Raw genomic sequence first — 24,276 nt, 5'->3', positions numbered from 1 at the left:
GGATCGGGCGCGATTGGGATAAATGCTGTCGTAGCCTAATGGCAATGTCAACGTCGCCAGCAGGAACGGTAGTTGCCTCGGTTTTCCCACCATCGTGACCGCGGCCTGAAGTCAGGTATCAGAGCTGGACTCAAGCTCGCCTTGAGTTTTCACGCCGAACAACCGGTCGGCTATCTGCCGACCGCGCTCCAACCCTTCCTGCGTTAACCAAACTGACTTGTTCCTGTTCACCGGATCGCTGATGAAACCCTGTTCATGCAATCGGCTCATGATTTCGAAGTCGAACCCTTTCCAGGTGTTGCCGCTGTCGGAACTAAAGGCTGCCAACAGGGCAAGCACGGCGTCTTGAATGAGTTTGTCGTCGTATTCCATGATCATTGTTCCGCTCATGTTTGATGGCTATCGTCGGGGCTGTGATGGGCGTTCCACTCCCCCTCTGAGTTGCATAAAAACATAAAAATAGTGCGTTCCTCCAGGTGGCGTCGGTGAGTGGACTCACGCCTGCGACCGATTCAGCACAGGGGCTTTCTAGACTGCCGCTTTCGCGAGCAAGCCCGCTCCCACAGTGGGTTGCAACAAGCTGTCTTGTTTGGGCCACGCGTGTGGGTGGGTTTGGGGCGCATCTTCGATATGGATGAGGGGTGGGCGGGCGCTATCGCCAGCAGGCTGGCTCCCACAGGGGTTAGTTGTGGTGACTGCCATTTGGGTGGTTGCTATACATCATCCATCGACAAGCCCTTCGGGCACTACGCCGGTGTGTGAACGCCCCTTGCGGCGCTCATCTAGACTTAATGGATAGTCGTAGACAGAACCAAACACGTCGCTCTGGTGCAGCCGAATCAAGGGCCGCGTGGCAATCTGGCTTTTATGCCCCTATAGAGGCGCGGCGAAGACCGTGCCGGGCGCAACAAGATGCCCGCTCAGGGTGCCCTGGCCGACGGTCTGTAGATGCCACGATACCGTGACGTGGTGTAAATGCCGCAGCCGACACTTTCGGACAACCGACAACCGCCTGGTTTGTCCGTGACCGTGAGGATTGCTGAATGCCTGATGAGATGTTGCACCTGCCTGTGGTCAACAGTCTGCTGGAGCGCCACAAGGGCTCTGCGGGTGCGCTGTTGCCCATTCTTCATGATATTCAGGAGCGCATCGGTTACATCCCCGATGTCGCCGTCCCCGAGATTGCCCATGCCCTTAACCTCAGCCAGGCCGAGGTTCGTGGGGTGATCAGTTTTTACCATGATTTCCGTACCGCGCCGCCCGCGCGGCATATCCTGCGGCTGTGCCGGGCCGAGTCGTGCCAGAGTCGTGGCGCCGAGCAGCTTGCGGCGCAGTTGCGCGAGCGTCTGCAACTGGACGATCACGGCAGCAGTGCCGATGGCAGCATCAGTTTGCGGCCGGTGTATTGCCTTGGTGCGTGTGCCTGTTCGCCCGCTCTGGAATTGGATGGCCAGGTGCACGCGCGGCTCAGTGCCGAGCGGCTGGATGCGTTGCTCGATGCTTGCCGGGAGGACGCGTGATGCCGACTCTTTATTTGCCTTGTGATTCCCTTGCCCGTGCCGTGGGGGCCGATGAAGTGGCAGTGGCCCTGATCACTCAGGCCCGGGAACGTAATTTGCCGCTGGAATTGCAGCGCACCAGTTCTCGCGGTTTGTATTGGCTGGAACCGCTACTGGAAGTGGACAGCGCGCAAGGTCGTATTGGCTTTGGGCCGCTCACGGCTGACGATGTGCCGTCGGTGCTTGAAGCCCTGCAAGGCGAGCCGTCCGCTCATCCACTGGCCTTGGGTCTGGTGGAAGAATTGCCATATCTGAAGACTCAACAACGCCTGCTGTTCGCCCGTGCCGGCATCACCCGGCCGCTGTCCCTGGAGGATTACCGGGCCCACGGCGGTTTCGAAGGTTTAACCCAGGCCATCGCCATTGGCGGCGAGCAGACCGCGACAGCGGTGTTCGATTCGGGCCTGCGTGGCCGTGGCGGCGCGGCCTTCCCCGCCGGGATCAAATGGCGCACGGTGCGCGGCACTCAGGCTGCGCAGAAATACATTGTATGCAACGCCGACGAAGGCGACTCCGGCACCTTTGCCGACCGCATGCTGATGGAAGGCGACCCCTTCCTGCTGATCGAAGGCATGGCGATTGCTGGCATTACCGTCGGCGCCACCTTCGGCTACATCTATGTGCGTTCGGAATATCCGGATGCCGTGGCCACTATGCGTGCAGCATTGAACATCGCCCGAGATGCCGGTTACCTCGGTGCCAATGTCGGCGGCAGTGGCCAAGCCTTCGACATGGAAGTGCGCGTCGGTGCCGGTGCTTATATCTGCGGTGAAGAAACCGCGCTGCTGGACTCCCTCGAAGGCAAGCGCGGGATCGTCCGCGCCAAGCCGCCGATTCCGGCGTTGCAGGGGTTGTTCGGCCTGCCGACGCTGGTGCACAACGTGCTGACCCTGGCCTCGGTGCCGCTGATTCTGGCCAAGGGTGCGCAGTTCTACCGCGATTACGGCATGGGCCGTTCTTTGGGCACCATGCCCTTCCAGCTGGCGGGCAATGTGCGTCGCGGCGGTCTGGTGGAACGGGCTTTTGGCCTGACCCTGCGGGAGCTGGTGGAAGACTACGGCGGCGGGACTGCCAGTGGCCGGCCGCTGAAGGCTGCGCAGGTGGGCGGCCCGCTCGGCGCCTGGGTGCCGCCTTCGCAATTCGACACGCCGCTGGATTACGAAGCCTTTATGGCCATCGGCGCGATGCTCGGTCACGGTGGTGTGGTGGTGGCTGACGACACCCTGGACATGGCTCGCATGGCGCGCTTCGCCATGCAGTTCTGCGCCGAGGAATCCTGCGGCAAATGCACGCCGTGTCGCATCGGCTCGACCCGTGGTGTCGAGGTGATCGACCGCCTGCTGGCCGCGCCTGACCAGAACAGTCGCGATGAGCAGGTGATCATCCTCAAGGACCTGTGCGACACCCTGCAATACGGTTCGCTGTGCGCGTTGGGCGGCATGACGTCTTATCCCGTGGCCAGCGCCCTCAAGCACTTCCCCGCTGACTTCGGTCTGCAAGCCTCGGAGGCCGAACAATGATCACTCTCTTCGATCCGAAAACCGATATCGACCTGGGTACACCGGCCCGCGACAGTCACGTGCAAGTCACCCTGAACATCGACGGCCGCAGCATCAGCGTGCCCGAAGGTACTTCGGTGATGCGCGCCGCTGCGCTGATGGGCACCACCATTCCCAAACTCTGTGCCACCGACAGCCTGGAAGCCTTCGGCTCCTGCCGCATGTGCCTGGTGGAGATCGACGGCATGCGCGGTTATCCGGCGTCCTGCACCACGCCGGTCAGCGAAGGCATGAGCGTGCATACCCAGACGCCAAAGCTCGCAACCCTGCGCCGCAATGTCATGGAGCTGTACATTTCCGATCACCCGCTGGACTGCCTGACCTGCTCGGCCAACGGCAACTGCGAGTTGCAAACCGTGGCCGGTCAGGTCGGCCTGCGGGAAGTGCGTTATGGCTATGAAGGCGAGAACCATCTGGAGGACGTGAAAGACACCTCCAACCCTTACTTCGACTACGACCCGAGCAAGTGCATCGTCTGCAACCGCTGCGTGCGCGCCTGTGAAGAAACCCAGGGTACTTTCGCCCTGACCATTACCGGGCGCGGTTTTGAATCCCGGGTGGCGGCCGCCGGTGGCGAGAACTTCCTCGACTCCGAATGCGTGTCCTGCGGCGCCTGTGTGCAAGCCTGCCCCACCGCGACCCTGATGGAAAAGAGCGTGGTCGAACTGGGTCAGCCTGAACGCAGCGTGATCACCACCTGCGCCTATTGCGGTGTGGGCTGCTCGTTCCGTGCCGAGATGAAAGGCGACCAGCTGGTGCGCATGGTGCCGGACAAGAACGGCCAGGCCAACCACGGCCACTCTTGCGTCAAGGGGCGCTTTGCCTGGGGCTATGCGACCCACCCGGATCGCATCACCAAGCCGATGATCCGCAAACACATCAGCGACCCTTGGCAGGAAGTCAGCTGGGATGAAGCGGTGACCTACGCCGCCAGCGAATTCCGTCGGCTGCAGCAAAAATATGGCCGCGATTCCATTGGTGGCATCACCTCCAGCCGTTGCACCAACGAAGAAACCTACCTGGTGCAAAAACTGGTGCGCGCGGCCTTCGGCAACAACAACGTCGACACCTGTGCGCGGGTCTGCCACTCGCCGACCGGTTATGGCCTGAAGCAAACCCTTGGCGAGTCCGCCGGCACCCAGAGTTTCGACTCGGTGATGCAGGCCGACGTGATCCTGGTGATGGGCGCCAACCCCAGCGACGCCCACCCGGTGTTCGCTTCCCAACTCAAACGCCGCCTGCGTGAAGGCGCGCGGCTGATTGTTATCGATCCGCGTCGCATCGATCTGGTGGACACGGTGCATGCCCGCGCCGAGTATCACCTGGCCCTGCGCCCCGGTACCAACGTCGCCATGCTCAATGCCTTGGCTCATGTGATTGTCACTGAAGGACTGCTCAACCAGGCCTTTATCGACGCCCGTTGCGAGGGCAGCGATTTCGCGATCTGGAGTGAGTTCGTCAGCCGTGCGGAAAACTCGCCGGAAGCCCTTGGCCCTGTCTGCGGTGTACCCGCTGCCGACATCCGTGCCGCTGCGCGCCTGTATGCCACCGGTGGCAATGCGGCGATCTACTACGGTTTGGGCGTCACCGAACACAGTCAGGGCAGCACCTCGGTGATGGGCATCGCCAACCTGGCCATGGCCACCGGCAACATCGGTCGCGAAGGCGTAGGCGTGAACCCGTTGCGTGGGCAGAACAACGTGCAGGGTTCCTGCGACATGGGCTCTTTCCCCCACGAGCTGCCCGGTTACCGGCATATCTCCAACGAAGTTGTGCGGGCGCAGTTTGAGCAAGCCTGGAACGTCACCCTGCAACCCGACCCGGGCCTGCGCATCCCCAACATGTTCGAGTCGGCCCTGGCCGGCAGTTTCAAGGGCCTGTATTGCCAGGGCGAAGACATCGCCCAGAGCGATCCTAATACCCAGCACGTCACCGCGGCTTTGTCGGCGATGGAATGCATAGTGGTACAGGACATTTTCCTCAACGAAACCGCCAAGTTCGCCCATGTGTTCCTGCCGGGCTGCTCGTTCCTGGAAAAAGACGGCACTTTCACCAACGCCGAGCGACGCATCTCCCGGGTGCGCAAGGTCATGGATCCGCTGGGCGGCAAGGCCGACTGGGAAGGCACGGTGGCCCTGGCCAATGCCCTCGGTTACCCGATGAACTACAGGCATCCGTCAGAAATCATGGATGAAATCGCCAGCCTCACGCCGACCTTCACCAACGTCAGCTACGCCGAACTTGAGCGCCACGGCAGCCTGCAATGGCCGTGCAACGCCGAAGCACCGGACGGCACGCCGACCATGCACATCGAAGAGTTTGTGCGCGGCAAGGGGCGCTTCATGCTCACCGGTTACGTGCCGACCGAGGAAAAGGTCAACGCTCGCTATCCGCTGCTGCTGACCACCGGGCGCATCCTCAGCCAGTACAACGTCGGTGCCCAGACCCGGCGTACCGACAACGTCGCCTGGCATGACGAAGACCGTCTGGAAATCCACCCGACCGATGCCGAGAGCCGTGGCATCAACGAAGGTGACTGGGTCGGCATCGGCAGCCGCGCCGGGCAGACTGTGCTGCGTGCGCGGATCACCGAACGGGTTGCCCCGGGTGTGGTGTACACCACCTTCCACTTCCCGGAATCGGGCGCCAACGTGATCACCACCGACAACTCCGACTGGGCCACCAACTGTCCGGAGTACAAGGTCACCGCCGTGGAAGTCAGCCGCGTTTATCACCCTTCGGAGTGGCAAAAACGCTTCCAGGCGTTCAGCGACGAACAGCAGCGCCTGCTTGACGCTCGTCGCCAGGAACGCGGGACCAAAGCGGAGGTACGCCGATGAGCACGGACAATCTGATCAAGATGGCCAACCAGATCGCCCAGTACTTCGCCAGCCAGCCGGACCAGCAACAAGCGGTGCTCAGCGTGCGCAATCATATGCAGATGTACTGGGCGCCGAGCATGCGCAGGGAGTTGCTGGCCTGGCAGACGAAGCATCAGGGGGCGGATTTGCACCCGCTGGTGCAGGCGGCGGTGACTGGGGCGGGTTGGGAGGCTTAGCCTGCTGGCTCCCACAGGGGGTTGTGTCAGGGGGGGTGTGTTGTGTGGGCAGGCCAGAGGCGCTCATTGGCGGCATTAAGCGTATCCTGTTCACGACCACCTCCCCTGAGCCCCGGAACCACAATGACCAAAAGCATTCTCTACGCCTTGGGCGCTGCTGCCTTGTTCGGCGCCAGCACGCCCTTGGCCAAGTGGCTAGGCTTGAACGTGTCCCCCATCCTCCTCGCCGGCCTGCTTTATCTGGGCAGCGGCATCGGGCTGACGCTAACCCGCCTGATCCGTGATCGTGGCTGGCGGCCGACAGGTCTGACAGCCCCTGAATGGCCGTGGTTCATCGGGGCCATTGTGTTCGGTGGCGTGCTGGGTCCGGTTTCATTGATGTTTGGACTCACCCTCACCTCTGGCACCACCGCATCACTGTTGCTGAACCTGGAAGCCGTGTTGACCGCACTGATGGCGTGGGTGGTCTTCAGGGAGAACGCTGACCGGCGCATTGTTGCGGGGATGGTGGCCATTGTTGCCGGGGGCGTGTTGTTGGCGTGGCCTCGCACTTCGGCAGAGGTTCAAGGCTGGTTGGGGCCTGTCGCGGTGGCGGTGGCGTGTTTTTGTTGGGCCATTGATAACAACCTCACCCGCAAGGTGTCTGCGTCGGATGCGTTGTTTATTGCCGGCACCAAAGGGCTGGTGGCAGGAGCCGTCAATTGCGCGCTGGGGATCGCGTTGGGTATGCACCTGCCAGAGTGGTCGCTTCTTGGGCCAACCCTGCTGGTGGGCTTTTTGGGGTATGGCGTCAGTCTGGTGCTGTTCGTCCTGGCGTTGCGGGGGCTTGGTACGGCGCGGACCGGGGCGTACTTTTCCACGGCGCCGTTCCTGGGAGCCGCGATAGCGATCCTGTTTTTCGGTGAAGCCGTGACGTGGGTGTTTTGGATCGCTGCCGGCCTGATGGGGCTGGGGGTCTGGATTCATCTGACCGAGAGTCACTCACACGAGCATCAGCACGAACCGCAAATCCACGACCACAAGCATGTCCACGATGAGCATCATCAGCATGAACATGCCTTTGAGTGGGACGGTGTGCAACCCCATAGCCATGTGCACCAACACTCACCGATCGTCCACAGTCACCCGCACTTTCCCGACATCCATCACCGGCACTCGCACTGAGCCCCGGAGGCTGCGGCCATTTAAACCGGCCGTAGCCATCACCGCCCTACTCCACGTCCCCCTTCCTCGTCGCCGTCACGGTCACTTCAATCGCCCGGACACTGATCGCCGCGAATATCGCGGTCATCAGCACGCCGTTGAAACCCAGCAGGATCGCCAGCACTCGCGACACACCCAGTTTTGGTACCAGTTCTCCATAGCCGATGGTCAGCCCGGTCACGAAGGCAAAGTAGACACCGTCATCAGGGCTCCACCCTTCCAGCCGGGCGATGATGAGGCCAATCGCAACGATCACTAACAGCAGTATCGAGAAGATCGGCCACACCACTTTGAAGTAGAACCAGACGGCTTTGTAGAACTCGTGGCGAACGTTTGATGCATGGGCGAGGCTCATGGCATGGGCTTCCTGGGGTTTGATTGGCCGGCAATCGAATGCGCAGCGGTTCAATACCCCGTTCAGCTTGGCACAAGCGCTGAAAACCGCGACCGACGGGGCGTTATCTTTGGCGCGAACTATGACAAGGATGACGCCCCGCAAACTATCCAGAAACCGCCTGGCACCGCTGGATTTCTGTAGGAGCGAGCTCGCGATGGTCGTTAACGATAACGCTGTAAACCTGATAGCCCCCGGCGTTCTCAAGTCCATCGCGAGCAAGCTCGCTCCTACAGTTAAGTTGCGACCATCGGGGACGGTGGCAGGTTTATCCCTCAGTTCGCTTCCGTTTCCCGAATCAGCTTCTTGTTGATCTTGCCGACGCTGGTCTTGGGGATTTCGGTGACGAACTTGAACTGCTTGGGGATCGCCCATTTGTTGATGCGCCCGCCGTCGACGAAGGCTTGCAAATGAACCTCCAGAATCTTGCGGTCCAGGTATTGCCCCGGCTCGCACACGACCATGGCCATCGGGCGTTCACCCCATTGTTCATCGGCAATGCCCACCACGGCCACGGACATCACGCCCGGGTGTTCGCTGATCAGGCTTTCCAGTTCCAGGGAGCTGATCCACTCGCCGCCGGTCTTGATCACGTCCTTGATGCGGTCCTTGATTTCCACGCCGCCCAGTGGGTCGATCGAGGCCATGTCGCCGGTGTGCAGCCAGCCGTTGAGCCACAGCTGCGCGCCTTTGTCCGGGGCTTTCAGATAGCCCTGGGTCAGCCATGGCGCGCGCACCACGATCTCGCCCAAGGACTCGCCGTCATGGGCCACGTCGTTGCCGTCGGCGTCTATGATCTTCAGGTCGACCAACGGCACCGGCGTACCGGTCTTGATGCGAATCGGCAGTTGCGCTTCGGTGGACAGCTGCAGGTCTTCATCGCGCAGGTAGGTCAGGCACAGCAACGGGCAGGTTTCGGACATGCCGTAACCGGCGTGCACCACCATGCCTTTGGCACGGGCTTCGCTGGCCACGCCCAGGGTCAGCGCGCTGCCGCCCAGGAGCATTTTCCAGCCGTCGAAGCGGGTCGCCTTGCCTTCCTCACAATGGAGGATCATCTGCAAAATGGTCGGCACGCAGTGGGAGAAGGTCACCTTCTCTTCGCGGTACAGCCTGACCAGGCTGTTGGGCTCGTAGCGGCCGGGGTAGACCTGCTTGATGCCCATCAGCGTCGCGACATACGGCACGCCCCACGCATGCACGTGGAACATCGGCGTGATCGGCATGTACACGTCGTCGGAACGCAGCAGCGGCTGGCCCTGATAGGCGCCCAGGGTGCCGACGGCATTCAGGGTGTGCAGCACCAACTGCCGGTGGGTGAAGTACACGCCTTTCGGGTCGCCGGTGGTGCCGGTGGTGTAGAACAGCGTAGCGACCGAGTTCTCGTCGAAATCGGGGAAGTCGTACTGGTCCGGGGCCAGGGACAGCAGGTGTTCGTACTCGCCCAGCACCGGCAGCGAGGTGGTGGTCGCCTCGTCATCGGTGAGCTGCAGGTAGCCTTTAACGGTTTCCAGCCGACCGTGGATCTGCTCGACCAGGGGCAGGAAATCATCATGCACCAGCACCAGGTCATCTTCGGCGTGGTTCATGGTGAACAGCACCTGCTCCGGCGACAGGCGAATGTTCACCGTGTGCAGCACCGCACCGATCATCGGCACGGCGAAGAAGCACTCCAGGTAACGGTGGCTGTCCCAGTCGAGCAGGGCCACGGTGTCACCGGCCTTGACCCCGGCCGCCGTCAGCGCATTGGCCAGGCGGCGGATACGCTTGTTGAGGGTCTGGTAGCTGTAGCGCAGCTTGTCGGCGTAGACGATTTCCCGGCCTGGCTCGTAGCGCACGCCGGACAGCAGCAATTGCTTGATCAGCAAGGGATAGGCATAAGCGCCGTCGGCGGGCGGAATTATTTTTGTCGCCATCATGTTTAAGGTTCCTTGTCCTTTCGATCAGAACTGATCGGCTTGCAGCTCGTAGAGGCAGTCGCTGCCGGCCTTGGCCGATGCGCTCAACGAGTGGATACGCGGCAGCAACCGGGCGAAGTAGAAACGCGCGGTGGCCAGTTTGCTGGTGTAGAAATCGTCTTCGCCATCGCCGCTCATGACGGCCTTGGCCATGCGCGCCCACAGGTAGGCGTACGCGGTGTAGCCGAACACGTGCAGGTACTCGACCGAGGCCGCGCCGATTTCGTTCGGGTTGTTTTGGGCCCGGTCCAGCAGCCACGCGGTCAGGTCGTCGAGGGTGTCGACGGCGGCGTTCAACGGCTGGGTGAACTCGCCGAGATCCGCGCCAGCGCTGGCGGTGAATTCGCGGATTTCCGAAGCGAACAAGCGGTACAGCGCCCCGCCGCTGCCGACGATCTTGCGCCCGGCCAGGTCCAGCGACTGGATGCCGTTGGTGCCTTCGTAGATCTGCGTGATGCGCACGTCACGCACCAGTTGTTCCTGGCCCCATTCGCGGATGTAGCCGTGGCCGCCGAAGACCTGCTGGCCGTGGATCGTGGTTTCCAGGCCCATGTCGGTGAGAAAGGCCTTGGCCACCGGGGTCAGCAGCGAGACCAGGTCCTGCGCGCGCTGGCGCGTCGGGGCGTCGTCGCTGTACTTGGCGATGTCCAGTTGCAGGGCCACGTAGCTGGAGAACGCACGGCCGCCTTCGTTCAAGGCTTTCATGGTCAGCAGCATGCGGCGCACGTCCGGGTGCACGATGATCGGGTCGGCCGCCTTGTCCTTGTGCTGCGCGCCGGTCGGTGCGCGGCTTTGCAGGCGGTCGCGGGCGTAGGCGACGGCGTTCTGGTACGAGCGCTCGCCCTGGGCCAGGCCTTGAATGCCCACGCCCAGACGCTCGTAGTTCATCATGGTGAACATGGCCGCCAGGCCTTTGTTCGGGGCGTCGACGATCCAGCCGGTGGCGCCGTCGAAGTTCATCACGCAGGTGGCGGAGGCCTTGATGCCCATCTTGTGTTCGATGGAGCCGCAGGACAGCGCGTTGTTTTCACCCAGCGAGCCGTCGGCGTTGACCAGCACTTTCGGCACCAGAAACAGCGAGATGCCTTTCGGCCCGGCCGGTGCATCGGGCAGACGCGCCAGCACCAGATGGATGATGTTCTCGGTCAGGTCGTGCTCGCCGCCGGTGATGAAAATCTTGCTGCCGCTGATGGTGTAGCTGCCATCGGCCTGGGGTTCGGCCTTGGTGCGGATCAGGCCCAGGTCGGTACCGGAATGGGCTTCGGTCAGGCACATCGAACCGGTCCAGGTGCCGGCGTACATGTTCGGCAAATAGGTGGCTTTCAGTTCTTCACTGGCATGGGCCTTGATCGACAGGCAGGCGCCGGCGGTCAGCATCGGGTACAGGCCGAACGACAGGCTGGCCGAGTTGACCATCTCTTCGACCTGCGCCGAAATCGCCTTGGGCATGCCCATGCCGCCGTACTGCGGATCACCGCCGACACCCACCCATCCGCCTTCGGCGAAGGCTTGATAGGCCTGGGCGAAACCGTCCGGGGCGCTGACCGCGCCGTCGTGCCAGGTGCAGCCCTGTTCGTCGCTGGCGCGGTTCAGTGGCGCGATCACTTCGCCGCTGATCTTGCCGGCCTCTTCGAGGATGGCGGTGGCGGTCTCTTCATCGATCACGTCGGCCAGGCCGGGCAATTGCGTCCAGAGCCGGGACACCTGGAAAACCTCGTTGAGGACGAAGCGCATGTCGCGCAGGGGAGCTTTGTAATCAGACATCTTGGCTTACTCGGAAGTGGTCACGGCATGCGGCATGCCGGGACGTTCAGTGGATTCAGTGGTTTCGGTTGCCGCGACAGCACCGGGCTGAGGGGCCCGTTCGCGCAGCAGGAAGTACGACAGGGCCGGAATCAGGATCAGCGCGCCGAGCATGTTCCACAGGAACATGAAGGTCAGCAGGATGCCCATGTCGGCCTGGAACTTGATCGGTGACCAGACCCAGCACACCACGCCAGCAGCGAGGGTGATGCCCACCAGCCCGACCACCCGGCCGGTGAACGACACGGCGTTGCGGTAGGCCTCGGACAGCGGCAGGCCCTGGCGCTGGAAGTGCAGTTGCACGCTGAGCAAGTACAAGGCGTAGTCGACGCCGATGCCCACGCCGAGGGCGATCACCGGCAGGGTCGCGACTTTCACGCCGATGCCCATGGCCACCATCAAGGCTTCGCAGAGGATCGAGGTCAGCACCAGCGGCAACAGCGCCACCAGCGTGGCGCGCCAGCTGCGGAAGGTGATCAGGCAGAACAGCGTCACTGCCGCATACACGTAGAGCAGCATGGTGCGGTTGGCTTCGCGCACCACGATGTTGGTCGCGGCCTCGATCCCGGCAGTGCCGGCGGCGAGCAGGAACTGGCGATCCGCGGTGCTGTTTTCCTTGGCGAACTGCTCGGCAATCGCCACCACGGCGTCCAGGGTCTCGGCCTTGTGATCCTTGAGGAAGGTGATCACCGGCATCAGCGAACAATCGGTGTTGAACAGCTCCGGCGAGTTGACCGAGGCTTGCTGCGCAGCGTAGTTGAGCACGTCCTGGTTGCGCTGGATGCTGTTGAGCTTGGGGTTGCCTTCGTAGGTGCCAGCGGTGATCTGCCGTACCGCGTTGACCAAGGACGCGGTCGCCTGCACGCCCGGATACTGTTGCAGCTCCCAGGCCAGGCGGTCGGCGAGGACCAGGGTTTTGTAGTTCAGGCAGCCTTCCGGCGCGGTCTTGATCATCACCGCGAACAGGTCGCTGGACAGCGCGTAATGCTGGGTGATGTAGGCGTTGTCACGGTTGTAGCGCGAGTCGGCGCGCAGCTCCGGCGCCCCGCTGTCGAGGTCGCCGATCTTCAGGTTGAGGCTGACCAGGTAACCGCCGATGCCCATCAGCACCGCGACCAGAACCGCGCCCGTGGCCCACTTGGCCGTGGTGAAGCGATCGAGCGCGTCCCACAGTTTGCCAAAGCCTTTGTGCTTCTCGGCGCGGTTATCGATCTTCAGCGCGCGCTCGGCGGCCTTGGCGCCGACGCCGATGTAGGACAGTGCCACCGGCATCAGCAACAGCGAGGTGAAGATCAGCACCGCGACACCGATGCTGGCAGTGATCGCCAGGTCCTGGATCACCGGGATGTCGATCAGCATCAACACGGCGAAGCCCACGGCGTCGGCCAGCAGCGCGGTGACACCGGCGATGAACAGGCGGCGGAAGGTGTAGCGCGCGGCGATCAGTTTGTGGGTGCCACGGGCGATGTCCTGCATGATCCCGTTCATCTTCTGCGCCGCGTGGGACACGCCGATGGCGAAGATCAGGAACGGCACCAGCACCGAATACGGGTCGATGGCATAACCGAGCCAGGCGACGATGCCCAGTTGCCAGACCACCGCGATCAGCGAGCAGCCGACCACCAGCAAGGTGCTGCGCACGCAACGGGTGTAGGCGTAGATGATGATCAGCGACGTGACCACGGCCAGGCCGAAGAACATCATCACCTGGATCAGGCCGTCGATCAGGTCGCCCATCAGTTTGGCGAAACCGATCACCCGCACCTTGTAGTGACCGGTGCCTTCGACCCCGGATTGACGCGCCGCGCTGTCGCCGGCGTATTCGATCTTGTCGCGCAACTGCTCTTCGAGCATCTGCGAGAAGGCGTGGTAGTTGATGCGCTGGCCACCGGCGGCGGCTTTGTCCATCAGCGGCACGATCAGCATGGTCGACTTGAAATCGCTGGCCACCAGGCTGCCGACGAGGCCCGCGCGGGAGATGTTCTGGCGCAATTGTTCAATGTCGGAGGGCGAGCCCTGATAACGGTCGGGCATCACCGGGCCACCCTGGAAACCGTCCTCGGTGACTTCGGTCCAGCGCACGGCCGGGCTCCACAGCGACTTCATCCACGCACGGTCGACGCCTTCGGTGAGGAACAGCTGGTCGTTGACCTGCTTGAGCACGTCGAGGTACTCGGGATCGAAAATATCACCCTGGGTGTTCTCGACCACGACGCGCACCGAGTTGCCCAACCCGCGCAGCGAAGCGCGGTTTTCCAGGAAGTTCTGGATGTAGGGCTGGCTCTGCGGAATCATTTTTTCGAAGCTGGGGCGCAACTCCAGGCGAGTCACGGCCATGAAGCCCAGCACCACGGTGGCGAGCGCCATCAGCAGCATGAACAGCGGGCGGTAGTTGAACACCAGCCGCTCGAGGAGGTTGCCGGAGCGCTGGTCGAAATCCCGCAGGTCGCGGATCACCGGCATGGCGTCTTGTTTGATATTGCCCATGTCTGGGTTCTCGCTCTTAGGGTTCGAGGGCTGGATCGGCGGACAGCGTCCGGGCGCCACGGCTACCCGCCACCACCAGTGAACCGTCGGTGGCCTGGGTGGCGCCGGCGACCGGGGTCGGTGCCGGTTGCTGCTTCAGACGCAACTGCGCGCCCGTCCCCTGGCTGATCAACATCTGCCCGCCCTGGGTGAACAAGCGATAATTGCCACGGGCATCGATCAGGCCGGCGGTGATGCTGACGTGCAGGCCGCTGTCCAGTGCGGTCCAGCGCTGGCCGCCGTCGGTGCTGCGCAACACGTTGCCGCGCAGGCCGTAGACCAGCACTTCGCCGGGCTTGCCGAGCACGCCGAAAAAGCTGCCTTGATAAGGCGTCGGCACGGCATTGAAGCGTTGGGCGCTGTCGTCCCACTTGAGCAACAGGCCTTGCTCGCCAGCGATGTACACACCGTCGCCGGTGGAGGCGATGGCGTTGAGGTGGAAACCCTGGGGGTTGTCGGTGCGGTCCTGAAACGGGGTCCAGGTCTGACCACCGTCGTCGGTGCGCAGGATCAGGTTGAACACGCCGACCACATAGCCGGTCTTGTCGTTGGCGAACCAGACGTCGAGCAGCGGTTTGTCGGCGCCCTGCTCGGCTAGCTTCTGGCCCTCGGTGACCAGCAGCGGCCATTGCTCATTGCCCGGTTCGGCGCTGGCCAGCGCCGTGTAATGTTTGACCAGCAAGGCGCCGATCTGACGACCGTCGAGCTGCTTTTGCCAGGTCGCGCCGGCGTCGCTGCTGTGCAGCACCACGCCGTCATTACCCACCGCCCAGCCTTGGGTGGCGGTCGGAAAATTCACCGCAGTGAGGTCGGCACTGGCCGGTACGGCGGCCTGCTGCCAGTGCTTGCCGGAATCATCGGAAAACAGAATATGGCCACGCTGGCCGACGGTAATCACTCGCCCGCCGGCGCGAGTCATACCGGACAACGGGCTGTTGATGGCCAAGGCACTGACCCTGGCGGGCAGGTCCAGCACATCGACGTACTCGGCCGCCTGGGTGACGCCCTGCGACAGGCCGAGCACCACACCAAACGCCAGCTGCAACATATTATTTTTATACGAACACATACTGCGTCCTCATCGGAAAACCTGGCGCCGTGCAGATCCTGTGGGAGCGAGCCTGCTCGCGATGGACTCAAAAACACCGCGGGGAACCAGATTCCCCGCTTCATCGTTCACGACCATCGCGAGCAGGCTCGCTCCTACAGGGGATCGTGCGGTTGGCTTAGCGAATACCGGCGCCGGCCAGGGATTCCGAAGACCACTGGGCCTTGGAGAGCGGCTCGATGTACTTGATGCCGCCGTAAGGGCCGACTACACCGTTGATGTTGTAGGAACCGCCGACCAGGTCGTAGATCATGAACGGCGTGGAGTCCGGAACCTGCTTGTCGTAGCTCTGGCTCAGGAAGGCGAAGGAACCGCGATAGAGCTGACCACGGGCGTCATATTGATCCGAGGCCAAAGCGGTCCAGCTGTCTTCGTCGAGGTAGAAGCGGCGCTTGGCGTAGATGTGACGAGCACCGGACTTGAGGTTGCCTTCGACGACCCAGACGCGGTGTTTTTCCCAACGCACGAAGTCCGGTGACAGGTGATTGGCGGTGGTCAGCGACTTCGGATCCTGCACGTAGGTCAGCTTGTAGGTGTTGTAGGGCACGATCATTTCCTGCTTGCCCACCAGCTTCCAGTCGTAGCGATCCAGCGCACCGTTGAACACGAACACGTCATCGTAAGTGCCCGCGCCAGCGGTACCCGGGTTGGGCGTGTCGTAGGCCAGGCTCGGAGCCAGCTTGACCCGACGCTGCCCCGGCAAGTACTGCCAGGCGCGACGCGGTTGCTGCAACGGGTTGGCGGCGTCCTTGAGCATGATTGCCTCACCGGCGCGGCGCGCAGGGCCGGTGTACGCCAGCTTCATCTGGTAGTACACGTCGGCGCTGCTGATCGGCTGCGAGAGGTTTTCGTAGATCGGGTAGGAGATGTTCGCTTGCCCGGTGGTCGCCAGGCTTGGCACACCGGCGGAGTCGACGTTCCAGGAGTCGTACTTGGAGCTGATGCTGACGCCTTGGTAGCGCAACAGGAAGTTCCACATCGCTTCGTTGCCCGACTGCGGAATCGGGAATGGAATGCCCGGCAGCACGTTGTCGATGGCCAGGCCACCTTCCAGGGACTTGGCGCCGCTGGCGTTCTTCACGCCGTTATCCAGAATCGCCTGGGGCAGCGACACGGTGCGGTGCGTCGGGAACACGTCGACACGGAAGGTCGGGAAACGCTTGGCCAGTTCTACCGTGGTCGCCGTGAGCATGCCCTTGTACTGATCGACGTTCTTGCCGTCGATCACCAGTATCGGTTTTTCACTGGCAAACGGGTCCGGGCGCATGCTGTCGCCGGCCTTGAAGCTGGCCGGCGGCGTGGTCAAGCCACCGTTGTAGGCAGGAATGGAACCATCAGCGTTCCCGGCTTTTTCAGCCCCTGCCATGGTCAGGCTGGTGCCCAGTTTGGCAGCTTCCTGAGTTGAAACGGCAGCCTGTGCCTGAGCGGCGAAGACCATGGCCAAGGACGCGGTCAACACGGTTTTTACGAATTTCATCTTGTTATTCTCCTGCTTGCATTGAGCAAATCAGTGGTGAATCAGAATGTAGTTTTCATCGTCAGGTACACGGCGCCACGGTCCTCAGTCGTGGCACCACCTCCGGAGAAGGACGAGTAGCCGCCGGCGTAACAGGCGTAGTTTTCGTTGCCGCTAAAGGCGTTCGGGGTGGAGCCGTCACCGGCCTTGGAACCGGTACTCACACCGCTGTTGTTGCACTTCTCGGTTTCACCGAAAGAGTCCACGTACTTCAGGTCGACAAAGTATTTGTTGTACACAATGGCGCCCACGCCCACGGCATAGTTGCCGGTGTCCTTGGCACCGCCACCGGAGACCGGCGACACACCGTCGAGACCGACGTTGACGGACATCGGCGCGTTGAGATCCACACCCGGGAATACCTGGTACCAGGTCGGTGTGAAGTTGACTGCCAAGCCCCAGTTGTCACGGGTCGGCGCGTCGATACCGCGATAGCTGCTCTTGCCTTTGTAGAGCGCTTCGTTCTCGCTATCGAGCTTGAGCAGGTTGCTGTAGTACAGCTCGGCAAGCACGGTTGCCTGGTCGAACACCGGTGTTTTAGGCAGGGTCATCAGACCGTTGAGCGTCCAGTGCAGGGTATCGCCGGTGGCGCTCATGCTGTCGCCACGGCTCGGGGTGTCATAGACCACACCGGTAGCGTCCGTACGTGCAGGCAGCAGGCCAAGCCCTTGACCCAGGCCCAGCGGGCTGCGGGTACTGACGATCGCCGGGATACTGGCCAGCGGCATGTTGTGACGGATGTTCAGGTCCGAACCGACACTGATCCCGCCCACGTCCTTGGACAGGCTCAGGCCGAGGATCTTGATGTTGTCGGCATAGGCCAGTTGATAGGTGGCGGTGTTCAGCGAATTGAGGGTGTTGATCACCGCAGGCACCTGCCCCGCCGGACGGGTGCCGTTCGGGTTGGCCGAGCTGATGCCCCGGGCGTCCAGCCAGGCTTGCGGCAGGATTTCCGAGGTTTCGCGGTAGTAAACGCCGAGGGTGCCATCCAGCCAGGCCGGCGACCATTTGGCCATGACGCCCCAGTCGCCGCTGTCATGCGGCGTCAGGTCCTTGCCACGACGCACATTGGTCAAGGCGTTGCACGGCGCCAGGCCACAACCCAGCGGACTGCCCGGTACCACGCCGTTGGTGTTGCCCAACAGGAACGATTGCGCGCCGAAGCCGACCAGGTCGGAACCACCGTAATAGGTGCCCGCTTCCGGAAGACGCGCGGCATCCCAATTCAGGAAATACTGGGCACCCACGGTCAGCTCGGGATTGATGGTGAACGACATCGACAGCTGGTTACGCGGAACGAACAGTTCCTTGGCTTCGGTACCCGGCGACGCGGCGAGCTTGGCCAGGTCGAGGCCGGACTGGCCATAGCTGACCGAGTGCACCGGATTGAGAATGGTCTCGCCCCAGAACACGTTGTGCTGACCGGCCTTGGCGCTGAACATCGACTCCTCGCCCACTTCGGTGCTGTAGAACACGAAGGCATCGAGGATTTCGCCCGAAGGACCGCTGTAGTAGCGCTGGGCATAGTTGCTCAGGTGCGGGCTGCCGTTGCCGACGTTGTCACGGTTGACCCCGGCAAGGCGCGGGTCGTTGGCGATCAGGCCCGAACGCGCATCGTTGCCGTTGACGAACGGGTTGGAATTGGAGCCAGTGTTGTCATAGGCCTTGTCGTACCAGCTGGCGGCGCTGACGCGAAAACCCATGGCGTTCTTGTAGACCACGTCCATTTCGGTCAACAGGTCGATACGGTTGGTGATGTTGGTACCGGCCTTGCGGAAGTTGTAGTCGCCGTCGTTGTTGTTCGGCGTTCCCAACATGCGCTTGTCGGCACTTTCGGTGCGCACGCCGTAGTTGTACTTGATGGTGTTATCCACGCGTACGTTCCAGTCCGGATTCCCCGTCTCGATCTCGACCGCATGGGCCGCCGGTACGCTTGCCGCGAGAATGGCCGAGGCCAGCAAGGTGCAGCGTGGAGCGGTGAAGCCGTGACTCTTATTGTTGTGCATTGCGTTGTCTCCGCCTTTTTGTCTTTGTTTTAAGCGCAGCCGCCCTCGCACAAACCTCTTCGGGTTTGCGTTTAAGGAATGAGGGCAAATGCCGGTTGGCGTACTGCCAGTCCAGCTCCTTGTACTAGCGATCCAGCTCCAGGATGAGTGCTTCAGCTTGCTGCCAGTGGCCAAATCCTGCGGCCGGATTGAGATGACCGACTTCGCCCAGATTGAGCAGTTCGGCGCCCCAGCCTTGCGCCATGCGGGTGACCGCGGCAAGACTGGCCAGGTGATCGTTGGTGCTGCCGGCCACGATGCTGCGAAACGGCAGCGGGCTATTTGGCAGAGGATTCCAGCCCTGGCTACGCAGGGTTTCGGACGATGGATAGTTTGACGGCCAGACCGCATCGAGGTCCGGTGGCGCGGCCAGCAAAGCGCCCTTGATCGGACGGCTGTAGTGCGCCGCCCAGTGCGCGACCATCAGCACGCCGGCACTGTGGGCCACCAGAATCACGGGGCCGTCGATTTGTTCGAGTTCGTGTTGAATCGCCCGCACACGGGCCATGCAATCGAGTTTGTCGGTTGTAAGCGGCGCCACACTGCGCACGTTGCTCAGCCTGGCGGCAAGCAATGTTTGCCAATGCTCGGCCACGTGCTCGCGCAGACCCGGAACGATCAGAACGGTGGCGGCAGTTTGCAGTTTGTCCACGGTCAACACCTTCGCTTTCTCGATAACTCGACTGGCTGTTTTCGCCAGGGGCTTTTTGTAGTGTCGACATTAAAGAGCGCCCACCCGAAGCGCTTTACATTGGACGTCAGGCACTTTTCTTTTGATGACAAATTGTCGGACACTTGGACAGTGCGACCACCGGTCTAAAAACCCCGCAGGTTGGCGCAAGGTCACTGTAATCAACGGATGAGCGCCGGTGGTTCCATGCAGCGTAGAAGATGGGTGACCGGACAGCATGAAATCCATCAACGACATGACAACTGTTCAACTGTTGATACGCTGGATATAGTCGCCACGCTCACGCCAACCGCCATCGGCCCAGGGAAGACTTTTGCATGACCAAGCTTGTTCGCGCCGCTGTCTTGACCAACTACCTGGAGGTCACCCAATACCTGGGTTTCAACCCGCGCGACGTGCTGGCCGCTGTCGGCCTGAGCAGGGCCCAACTGCAAGCCCCTGAACACCGTATCCAGATCGATGCCGCCGTCCGCTTGCTGGAAGACTCGGCCACCGCCAGCGGCTGCCAGACCTTCGGCCTGAGCATGGCCGAGTCGCGCCAGCTCTCGGACTTCGGCGTGGTCAGCCTGCTGCTCAGCCACCAGCGCACCCTGCGCGATGCCTTGCAGGTCGTGGTGGATTACCGGCACCTGATGAATGACTCGCTGGCCATCTTCATTGAGGAGGCCGGCAAGATGGTGATCATCCGCGAAGAGGTCGTCACCGAATCGCCGATGCCCAGCCGCCAGGCCACGGAGCTGGCCATCGGCGTGATGTTCCGGCTGTGCTCGGCCCTGCTGGGCTCACACTGGCATCCCTACAGCGTCAACTTCATGCACCAGCCACCGGACAACCTGCACCTGCACCGCCGCCTGTTCGGCTGCAACCTGGAGTTCGGCAGCGAGTTCAACGGCATCGTCTGCCCCGACATCAGCCTGGACATGACCAACCCCAATGCCGACCCGGCCATGGCCCGCTACGCCCAGAGCTACCTCGACTCGCTGCAGAACCACGAAGGCACCTCGATGCTGTTCGAGGTGCGCAAGGCCATCTACCTGCTGCTGCCCATGGGGCGCGCCACCATCGAACAGGTGGCGCAGAGCCAGGGCATGAACGTACGCACCCTGCAACGCCGCCTCAAGGACGACAACTGCGCCTTCAACGACGTGATCAACGACGTGCGCCGCGACCTGGTGCTGCGTTACCTGGACAACCCCAATTACTCGTTGAGTCGAATTGCCGACATGCTGGGCTACTCCATGGCGAGTTCGTTTACCCGTTGGTTCATCAGCCAGTTCGGCATGCCGCCGGCGACGTGGCGGGCGCAGAAACAGGCTGGGACGAAGTCGTCCTGACAGCCCGGCAAAAAAAAACGGCGACTGCTGGCACAGTCGCCGAAAGCACGAGATTGGAACTGCAATCCTTGTAGGAGCGAGCCTGCTCGCGATGGTCGTGAACGATTACGCGTATAAACAGATGCCCCGCGGTGCTCTTGGATTTTTCGCGAGCAGGCTCGCTCCTTCAGGTTTTAATCCTGGCCGATGTTCAGAGCCCCCAGCGCAGCAACAACAGCACCAGCACCACCAGGAACACCGTCTCCCCGACCATCAGCAGAATCGGCTTGATCCCGACCGCCGCCAGCTCCCTGAGCCGGGTCTTCATGCCCAGGGCACTGATGGAAATCACCAGGCACCAGCGCGACAGTTCGTTGACCGATCCTTGCACCGCAGGCGCTATCCAGCCAGTGCTGTTGATACAGGCCAGAATCAGAAAGCCGACGGCGAACCACGGCAACAGCGGCGGGCGCTTGCCGGTCGGGTCGGCGCCTTGCATGCGGGTGATCATCGCGGCGGTGACGATCACCGGCAGCAGCATCGCAACACGCATCAGCTTGACCACAGTGGCGGTGTCACCGGTCTCGGTCGACATGCTGTAGCCGGCGCCGACCACCTGGGCCACGTCGTGGATCGTGGCGCCGAGAAACACGCCCGCCACCTGCGGCGACAACTCCAGCCAGTTGGCGATCATCGGGTAGACGATCATCGCCAACGTCGACAGCGCCGACACGCCAATGACCGTGAACAGTGTGGCGCGTTCTTTCTGCGGATGGTTCGGCAGCGCCGCTGCCAGGGCCAGGGCCGCCGAGGCGCCGCAGATGGCCGTCGCGCCGCCGGTGAGCATACCGAACAGGCGCTGGAAGCCCAGGGCCTTGGCGGCGATCACCGACACGCTGATGGTCACCACCACCAGGATCACCACCAGCGCTATAGGCTTCCAGCCCAGCGCGGCCATTTGCTCCAGGGTGATGCGCATGCCCAGCAACGCCACGCCAATGCGCAGCACGGTGCGGGCGGTGAACTCGATACCGGCCTTGCAGGGACCGTCATCGGCGAGAAAATTCAGGGCCATGCCCAGCAACAAGGCAAACAGCATGACCGGCGCACCGTAGTGCTCGGACAGGAACGACGCGGCGGCCGCGACAATCAGACTGACAATAAACCCCGGTGCCAGTTCGCGCGTGCGACTGTGGATACGGGTAAGAGCAATGGCGCTCATGGCGCGGACTCCTCGGTAACGATGACGATAAACGCCTGGCCGTCGATGATCTCGACCGGGTAGTTGGTGACTTTGACCTGCCTGGAATTGAGCAGGTAACCGCTGTGCAAATCGAAGCGCAAACCATGGGCGAGGCATTGAATCACCCGCCCCTCAAGACGCCCTGCGCATAACGAGGAACCCTGGTGCGGGCAGCTGTCGTCAATGGCAAACAGCTGCCCGTCGACGTTGAACAGCGCCAGGCTTTTGTCTTCGAACTCGAACAGCGCCCGGCCGCCGGCCTGCGGGTGCTTGCCGGCCGGCACGGGAATGCGCCGGGTCATGCTGGCTGCCGCTCGCGATCACTTTCCTTGAGGGCTTCGTTCATGGCCCCGAGCAGCGCCTGGGCTGGTTGTGCGCCGATCACCGTCATGCGGTTGTCGAACTTGAAGCTCGGCACGCCACTGGTCGCGCCGGGGGATCCTTCAAACGGCGTGGCATCGCCCGTCAGGCAATCGAGCACCCCGTCCGGGGCGATGCCGCAGGAGCGGGCAATGGCGAGCAAGGTCTCACGGCAAGCGAGGTTTTCGCGCCTGAAGAAATAAGCGGCGAACAGCCGTTCAAGCAACATTTCACGCTGACTGGCGTTGCCCAGTGCGCTGGCACGCTCGAACAAACGATGGGCGTCCGCGGTGTTGGGCATCGTCTCGATACGGCTGAGGTCGATGGCCAGTCCGACTGCACTGGCAGCCTGTTGTACCTGGGTCTGGCGCATGGTCATCGCGTCGGCATTGCCCAGGCGCTTGCGATAGAAATCGGCGAAAGGTTCACCTTCTACCGGTATCTGCGGCAGCAACTGCACGCCATGCCACACCGTGGTGATCTGCACGTCCGGATGGCGACTGCGAAACTGCACCTGCGCATGCTCCAGTTGGCGTTTGCCGATCAGGCACCAGGGGCAGATAAAATCGAAAAACACATCAATACGTAAACGACGAATCACAACTTCACCTCTATCCCGGCGGCACTGACGGGCTCAGGCACGCTCTGACCCTCAAGCCGGGCGATATCTTTGTGGTAATGACACTTGGCATAGAAGAACACCGCTGCCGCCGCGAGGCTGACCAGCGGCACTAATTGGAAAGCGGCATGCAGGCCGATGAGGTCGGACACACGGCCAGTCAGGAACGGCCCGGGTGCCAGCCCCAGCAGGTTATTGGCCAGGGTCAGCGTGGCGAACGCCGTACCGTGGACGGAGTAATGGGTCAGGTTGGCAACCATCGCGCCGGCGGGGCCGGTGGTGCCGGTGGCAATCGCCATGCCCAGGCAGATCAGCGCCAGTTGCACCGGCCCTGCGTGCAAGGCAAAGGCCGCCGACAGCAGCAGGCAACTGCCCAGGCAAAAACCAATGGCCAGGCTGACCTTGCGCTCCGGCGAGTTGCGACACAGGCGGTCGCTGAGCATGCCGCACAGGATCATCCCCGCGCCGCTGCACAACACGATGATCGCCGCCATGCCACCGGCCTTGTCGGTGGGCATGTCGTAGTAGCGGTTGAGGTAGCTGGGAATCCACACCATCACCGTACCGCCGACGAACAACTGCAAACCGCTGGCGATGTAGGTCGACACCACCGAACGGCTGGACCACAGCGTGCGCAGCGGACGCTTGACCGCCGCGGCCGTCTTGCTCGCAATCTGCGCGGCACGTTGTGGCGCAATGCGCGCTTCCTTGACGATCAGCGGGTAAAGCACCGCCAGAAACAGGCCAAACAGCGACATGCCGGCGAACGACCAGCGCCAGCCCAGCTTGGCGGCAATCGCACCGCCCAAAGCCATGCCCAACACCGAACCGAACATCCCGCCAGCCATGAAGGCACTGGCCAGGGTGGCGCGCATGTGTTTGGGGAACACCGAAATCACCACCGCGATGCCCACGCTGCCGTAGGCGGCTTCGCCGACGCCGACCATGAACCGTGCGATGAACATTTGCTGGTAGTCCTGGGCCAGCGCGCAACCCAGGGTCGCCACGCTCCACAGGAACGCCATCAGCGCCAGGCTCTTGACCCGGCCGAAACGGTCGGCCATCAACGACAGGGGAAACGTCAGCAGGCCGACCATCAGGGCAACGATGCCGCTGAGCAGACCGAGCTGTCCGTCACTCAACGCCCACTCAGTCTTGAGCAGCGGGAATACCGCGTTCAGCACCTGACGCGACATGTAATCGGAAATCAACAGGCCGAACGTCAAGGCAAAGACGATCCAGGCATATTGGCGCGCAACGCCGACTCCGCAGGAGTCGTCATCGTCAGCGGCTATTGGGTGAAAGGCCATGCAGCCTCCTC

Annotated in this window: 19 protein-coding genes; 6 read left to right on the top strand and 13 right to left on the bottom strand. The window is 62.4% G+C overall.

Annotated features, from left to right (window positions below; translation table 11 throughout):
- Positions 1-111: 111 nt before the first annotated feature.
- Entirely contained in the window at positions 112-372 is a 261-nt protein-coding gene (locus tag AC3ITA_RS04805; RefSeq protein ID WP_414929718.1) for a DUF6429 family protein, read from the bottom strand.
- A gap of 671 nt (positions 373-1,043) precedes the next feature.
- Here AC3ITA_RS04805 and AC3ITA_RS04800 point away from each other — a divergent pair.
- The 5 genes from AC3ITA_RS04800 to AC3ITA_RS04780 all read left to right on the top strand — a co-directional run bounded on the left by AC3ITA_RS04800 (position 1,044) and on the right by AC3ITA_RS04780 (position 7,340).
- Positions 1,044-1,520: a formate dehydrogenase subunit gamma gene (locus tag AC3ITA_RS04800; RefSeq protein WP_150672127.1), complete on the top strand. Its 477-nt coding sequence runs from the start codon at positions 1,044-1,046 to the stop codon at positions 1,518-1,520.
- Positions 1,520-3,079, top strand: coding sequence for a formate dehydrogenase beta subunit (locus tag AC3ITA_RS04795; RefSeq protein ID WP_489279626.1), 1,560 nt, complete (start codon positions 1,520-1,522; stop codon positions 3,077-3,079). Before AC3ITA_RS04800 ends, AC3ITA_RS04795 begins: the two co-directional genes overlap by 1 nt.
- Entirely contained in the window at positions 3,076-5,958 is a 2,883-nt protein-coding gene (fdhF, locus tag AC3ITA_RS04790; protein WP_489279624.1) for a formate dehydrogenase subunit alpha, read from the top strand. The genes AC3ITA_RS04795 and fdhF overlap by 4 nt, the downstream gene beginning before the upstream one ends.
- Positions 5,955-6,176: a formate dehydrogenase subunit delta gene (locus tag AC3ITA_RS04785; protein ID WP_095944507.1), complete on the top strand. Its 222-nt coding sequence runs from the start codon at positions 5,955-5,957 to the stop codon at positions 6,174-6,176. The genes fdhF and AC3ITA_RS04785 overlap by 4 nt, the downstream gene beginning before the upstream one ends.
- Positions 6,177-6,299: 123 nt before the next feature.
- Complete coding sequence (locus AC3ITA_RS04780; RefSeq protein WP_095944506.1) at positions 6,300-7,340, top strand: DMT family transporter; 1,041 nt, start codon at positions 6,300-6,302, stop codon at positions 7,338-7,340.
- 46 nt (positions 7,341-7,386) lie between these two features.
- Here AC3ITA_RS04780 and AC3ITA_RS04775 read toward each other — a convergent pair whose 3' ends face one another.
- The 8 genes from AC3ITA_RS04775 to AC3ITA_RS04740 form a co-directional block, all read right to left on the bottom strand.
- Positions 7,387-7,734 (bottom strand): potassium channel family protein, encoded by a 348-nt coding sequence (locus AC3ITA_RS04775; protein WP_489279622.1) that lies wholly within the window; start codon positions 7,732-7,734, stop codon positions 7,387-7,389.
- A 314-nt stretch (positions 7,735-8,048) separates the two neighbouring features.
- Positions 8,049-9,692, bottom strand: coding sequence for a fatty acid--CoA ligase (locus AC3ITA_RS04770; protein WP_150672132.1), 1,644 nt, complete (start codon positions 9,690-9,692; stop codon positions 8,049-8,051).
- A 24-nt stretch (positions 9,693-9,716) separates the two neighbouring features.
- Complete coding sequence (locus tag AC3ITA_RS04765; RefSeq protein WP_489279620.1) at positions 9,717-11,495, bottom strand: acyl-CoA dehydrogenase C-terminal domain-containing protein; 1,779 nt, start codon at positions 11,493-11,495, stop codon at positions 9,717-9,719.
- 6 nt (positions 11,496-11,501) lie between these two features.
- Positions 11,502-14,021, bottom strand: coding sequence for an efflux RND transporter permease subunit (locus AC3ITA_RS04760; protein ID WP_489279618.1), 2,520 nt, complete (start codon positions 14,019-14,021; stop codon positions 11,502-11,504).
- A gap of 16 nt (positions 14,022-14,037) precedes the next feature.
- Positions 14,038-15,129: a WD40/YVTN/BNR-like repeat-containing protein gene (locus AC3ITA_RS04755; protein ID WP_489279616.1), complete on the bottom strand. Its 1,092-nt coding sequence runs from the start codon at positions 15,127-15,129 to the stop codon at positions 14,038-14,040.
- A gap of 157 nt (positions 15,130-15,286) precedes the next feature.
- Entirely contained in the window at positions 15,287-16,645 is a 1,359-nt protein-coding gene (locus tag AC3ITA_RS04750; protein WP_150672136.1) for a DUF1329 domain-containing protein, read from the bottom strand.
- A 41-nt stretch (positions 16,646-16,686) separates the two neighbouring features.
- Positions 16,687-18,690 carry a DUF1302 domain-containing protein gene (locus AC3ITA_RS04745; protein ID WP_095944498.1) on the bottom strand — a complete coding sequence of 668 codons (2,004 nt, stop codon included), beginning with the start codon at positions 18,688-18,690 and terminating at the stop codon, positions 16,687-16,689.
- 124 nt (positions 18,691-18,814) lie between these two features.
- Entirely contained in the window at positions 18,815-19,381 is a 567-nt protein-coding gene (locus AC3ITA_RS04740; protein ID WP_150672137.1) for an RBBP9/YdeN family alpha/beta hydrolase, read from the bottom strand.
- Between the two features lie 356 nt (positions 19,382-19,737).
- Between AC3ITA_RS04740 and AC3ITA_RS04735 the strand changes: the two genes are divergently transcribed.
- Positions 19,738-20,754, top strand: coding sequence for an AraC family transcriptional regulator (locus AC3ITA_RS04735; protein ID WP_095944497.1), 1,017 nt, complete (start codon positions 19,738-19,740; stop codon positions 20,752-20,754).
- 190 nt (positions 20,755-20,944) lie between these two features.
- On the opposite strand, the gene AC3ITA_RS04730 is transcribed toward AC3ITA_RS04735, so the two are convergent.
- The 4 genes from AC3ITA_RS04730 to AC3ITA_RS04715 are packed head-to-tail and all read right to left on the bottom strand — an operon-like array spanning position 20,945 to position 24,265.
- Complete coding sequence (locus tag AC3ITA_RS04730; protein ID WP_095944496.1) at positions 20,945-21,955, bottom strand: YeiH family protein; 1,011 nt, start codon at positions 21,953-21,955, stop codon at positions 20,945-20,947.
- Positions 21,952-22,278 (bottom strand): Rieske (2Fe-2S) protein, encoded by a 327-nt coding sequence (locus tag AC3ITA_RS04725; RefSeq protein WP_489279615.1) that lies wholly within the window; start codon positions 22,276-22,278, stop codon positions 21,952-21,954. Before AC3ITA_RS04725 ends, AC3ITA_RS04730 begins: the two co-directional genes overlap by 4 nt.
- Positions 22,275-22,937, bottom strand: coding sequence for a DsbA family oxidoreductase (locus AC3ITA_RS04720; RefSeq protein ID WP_489279613.1), 663 nt, complete (start codon positions 22,935-22,937; stop codon positions 22,275-22,277). The genes AC3ITA_RS04725 and AC3ITA_RS04720 overlap by 4 nt, the downstream gene beginning before the upstream one ends.
- Positions 22,934-24,265 carry an MFS transporter gene (locus AC3ITA_RS04715; protein WP_489279612.1) on the bottom strand — a complete coding sequence of 444 codons (1,332 nt, stop codon included), beginning with the start codon at positions 24,263-24,265 and terminating at the stop codon, positions 22,934-22,936. Before AC3ITA_RS04715 ends, AC3ITA_RS04720 begins: the two co-directional genes overlap by 4 nt.
- Positions 24,266-24,276 lie beyond the last annotated feature (11 nt).

It is taken from the genome of Pseudomonas sp. GL_090, from assembly GCF_057837765.1.
Note: the sequence above shows the minus strand (reverse complement) of the source record. Positions and strands in the feature narration are given on the sequence as shown.

Excerpts from the sequence above, each read along its gene's own strand:
- AC3ITA_RS04805 (WP_414929718.1), bottom strand. The coding sequence starts at position 372 with ATGGAATACGACGACAAACTCATTCAAGACGCCGTGCTTGCCCTGTTG.
- AC3ITA_RS04800 (WP_150672127.1), top strand. The coding sequence starts at position 1,044 with ATGCCTGATGAGATGTTGCACCTGCCTGTGGTCAACAGTCTGCTGGAG.
- AC3ITA_RS04795 (WP_489279626.1), top strand. The coding sequence starts at position 1,520 with ATGCCGACTCTTTATTTGCCTTGTGATTCCCTTGCCCGTGCCGTGGGG.
- fdhF (WP_489279624.1), top strand. The coding sequence starts at position 3,076 with ATGATCACTCTCTTCGATCCGAAAACCGATATCGACCTGGGTACACCG.
- AC3ITA_RS04785 (WP_095944507.1), top strand. The coding sequence starts at position 5,955 with ATGAGCACGGACAATCTGATCAAGATGGCCAACCAGATCGCCCAGTAC.
- AC3ITA_RS04780 (WP_095944506.1), top strand. The coding sequence starts at position 6,300 with ATGACCAAAAGCATTCTCTACGCCTTGGGCGCTGCTGCCTTGTTCGGC.
- AC3ITA_RS04775 (WP_489279622.1), bottom strand. The coding sequence starts at position 7,734 with ATGAGCCTCGCCCATGCATCAAACGTTCGCCACGAGTTCTACAAAGCC.
- AC3ITA_RS04770 (WP_150672132.1), bottom strand. The coding sequence starts at position 9,692 with ATGATGGCGACAAAAATAATTCCGCCCGCCGACGGCGCTTATGCCTAT.
- AC3ITA_RS04765 (WP_489279620.1), bottom strand. The coding sequence starts at position 11,495 with ATGTCTGATTACAAAGCTCCCCTGCGCGACATGCGCTTCGTCCTCAAC.
- AC3ITA_RS04760 (WP_489279618.1), bottom strand. The coding sequence starts at position 14,021 with ATGGGCAATATCAAACAAGACGCCATGCCGGTGATCCGCGACCTGCGG.
- AC3ITA_RS04755 (WP_489279616.1), bottom strand. The coding sequence starts at position 15,129 with ATGTGTTCGTATAAAAATAATATGTTGCAGCTGGCGTTTGGTGTGGTG.
- AC3ITA_RS04750 (WP_150672136.1), bottom strand. The coding sequence starts at position 16,645 with ATGAAATTCGTAAAAACCGTGTTGACCGCGTCCTTGGCCATGGTCTTC.
- AC3ITA_RS04745 (WP_095944498.1), bottom strand. The coding sequence starts at position 18,690 with ATGCACAACAATAAGAGTCACGGCTTCACCGCTCCACGCTGCACCTTG.
- AC3ITA_RS04735 (WP_095944497.1), top strand. The coding sequence starts at position 19,738 with ATGACCAAGCTTGTTCGCGCCGCTGTCTTGACCAACTACCTGGAGGTC.
- AC3ITA_RS04730 (WP_095944496.1), bottom strand. The coding sequence starts at position 21,955 with ATGAGCGCCATTGCTCTTACCCGTATCCACAGTCGCACGCGCGAACTG.
- AC3ITA_RS04725 (WP_489279615.1), bottom strand. The coding sequence starts at position 22,278 with ATGACCCGGCGCATTCCCGTGCCGGCCGGCAAGCACCCGCAGGCCGGC.
- AC3ITA_RS04715 (WP_489279612.1), bottom strand. The coding sequence starts at position 24,265 with ATGGCCTTTCACCCAATAGCCGCTGACGATGACGACTCCTGCGGAGTC.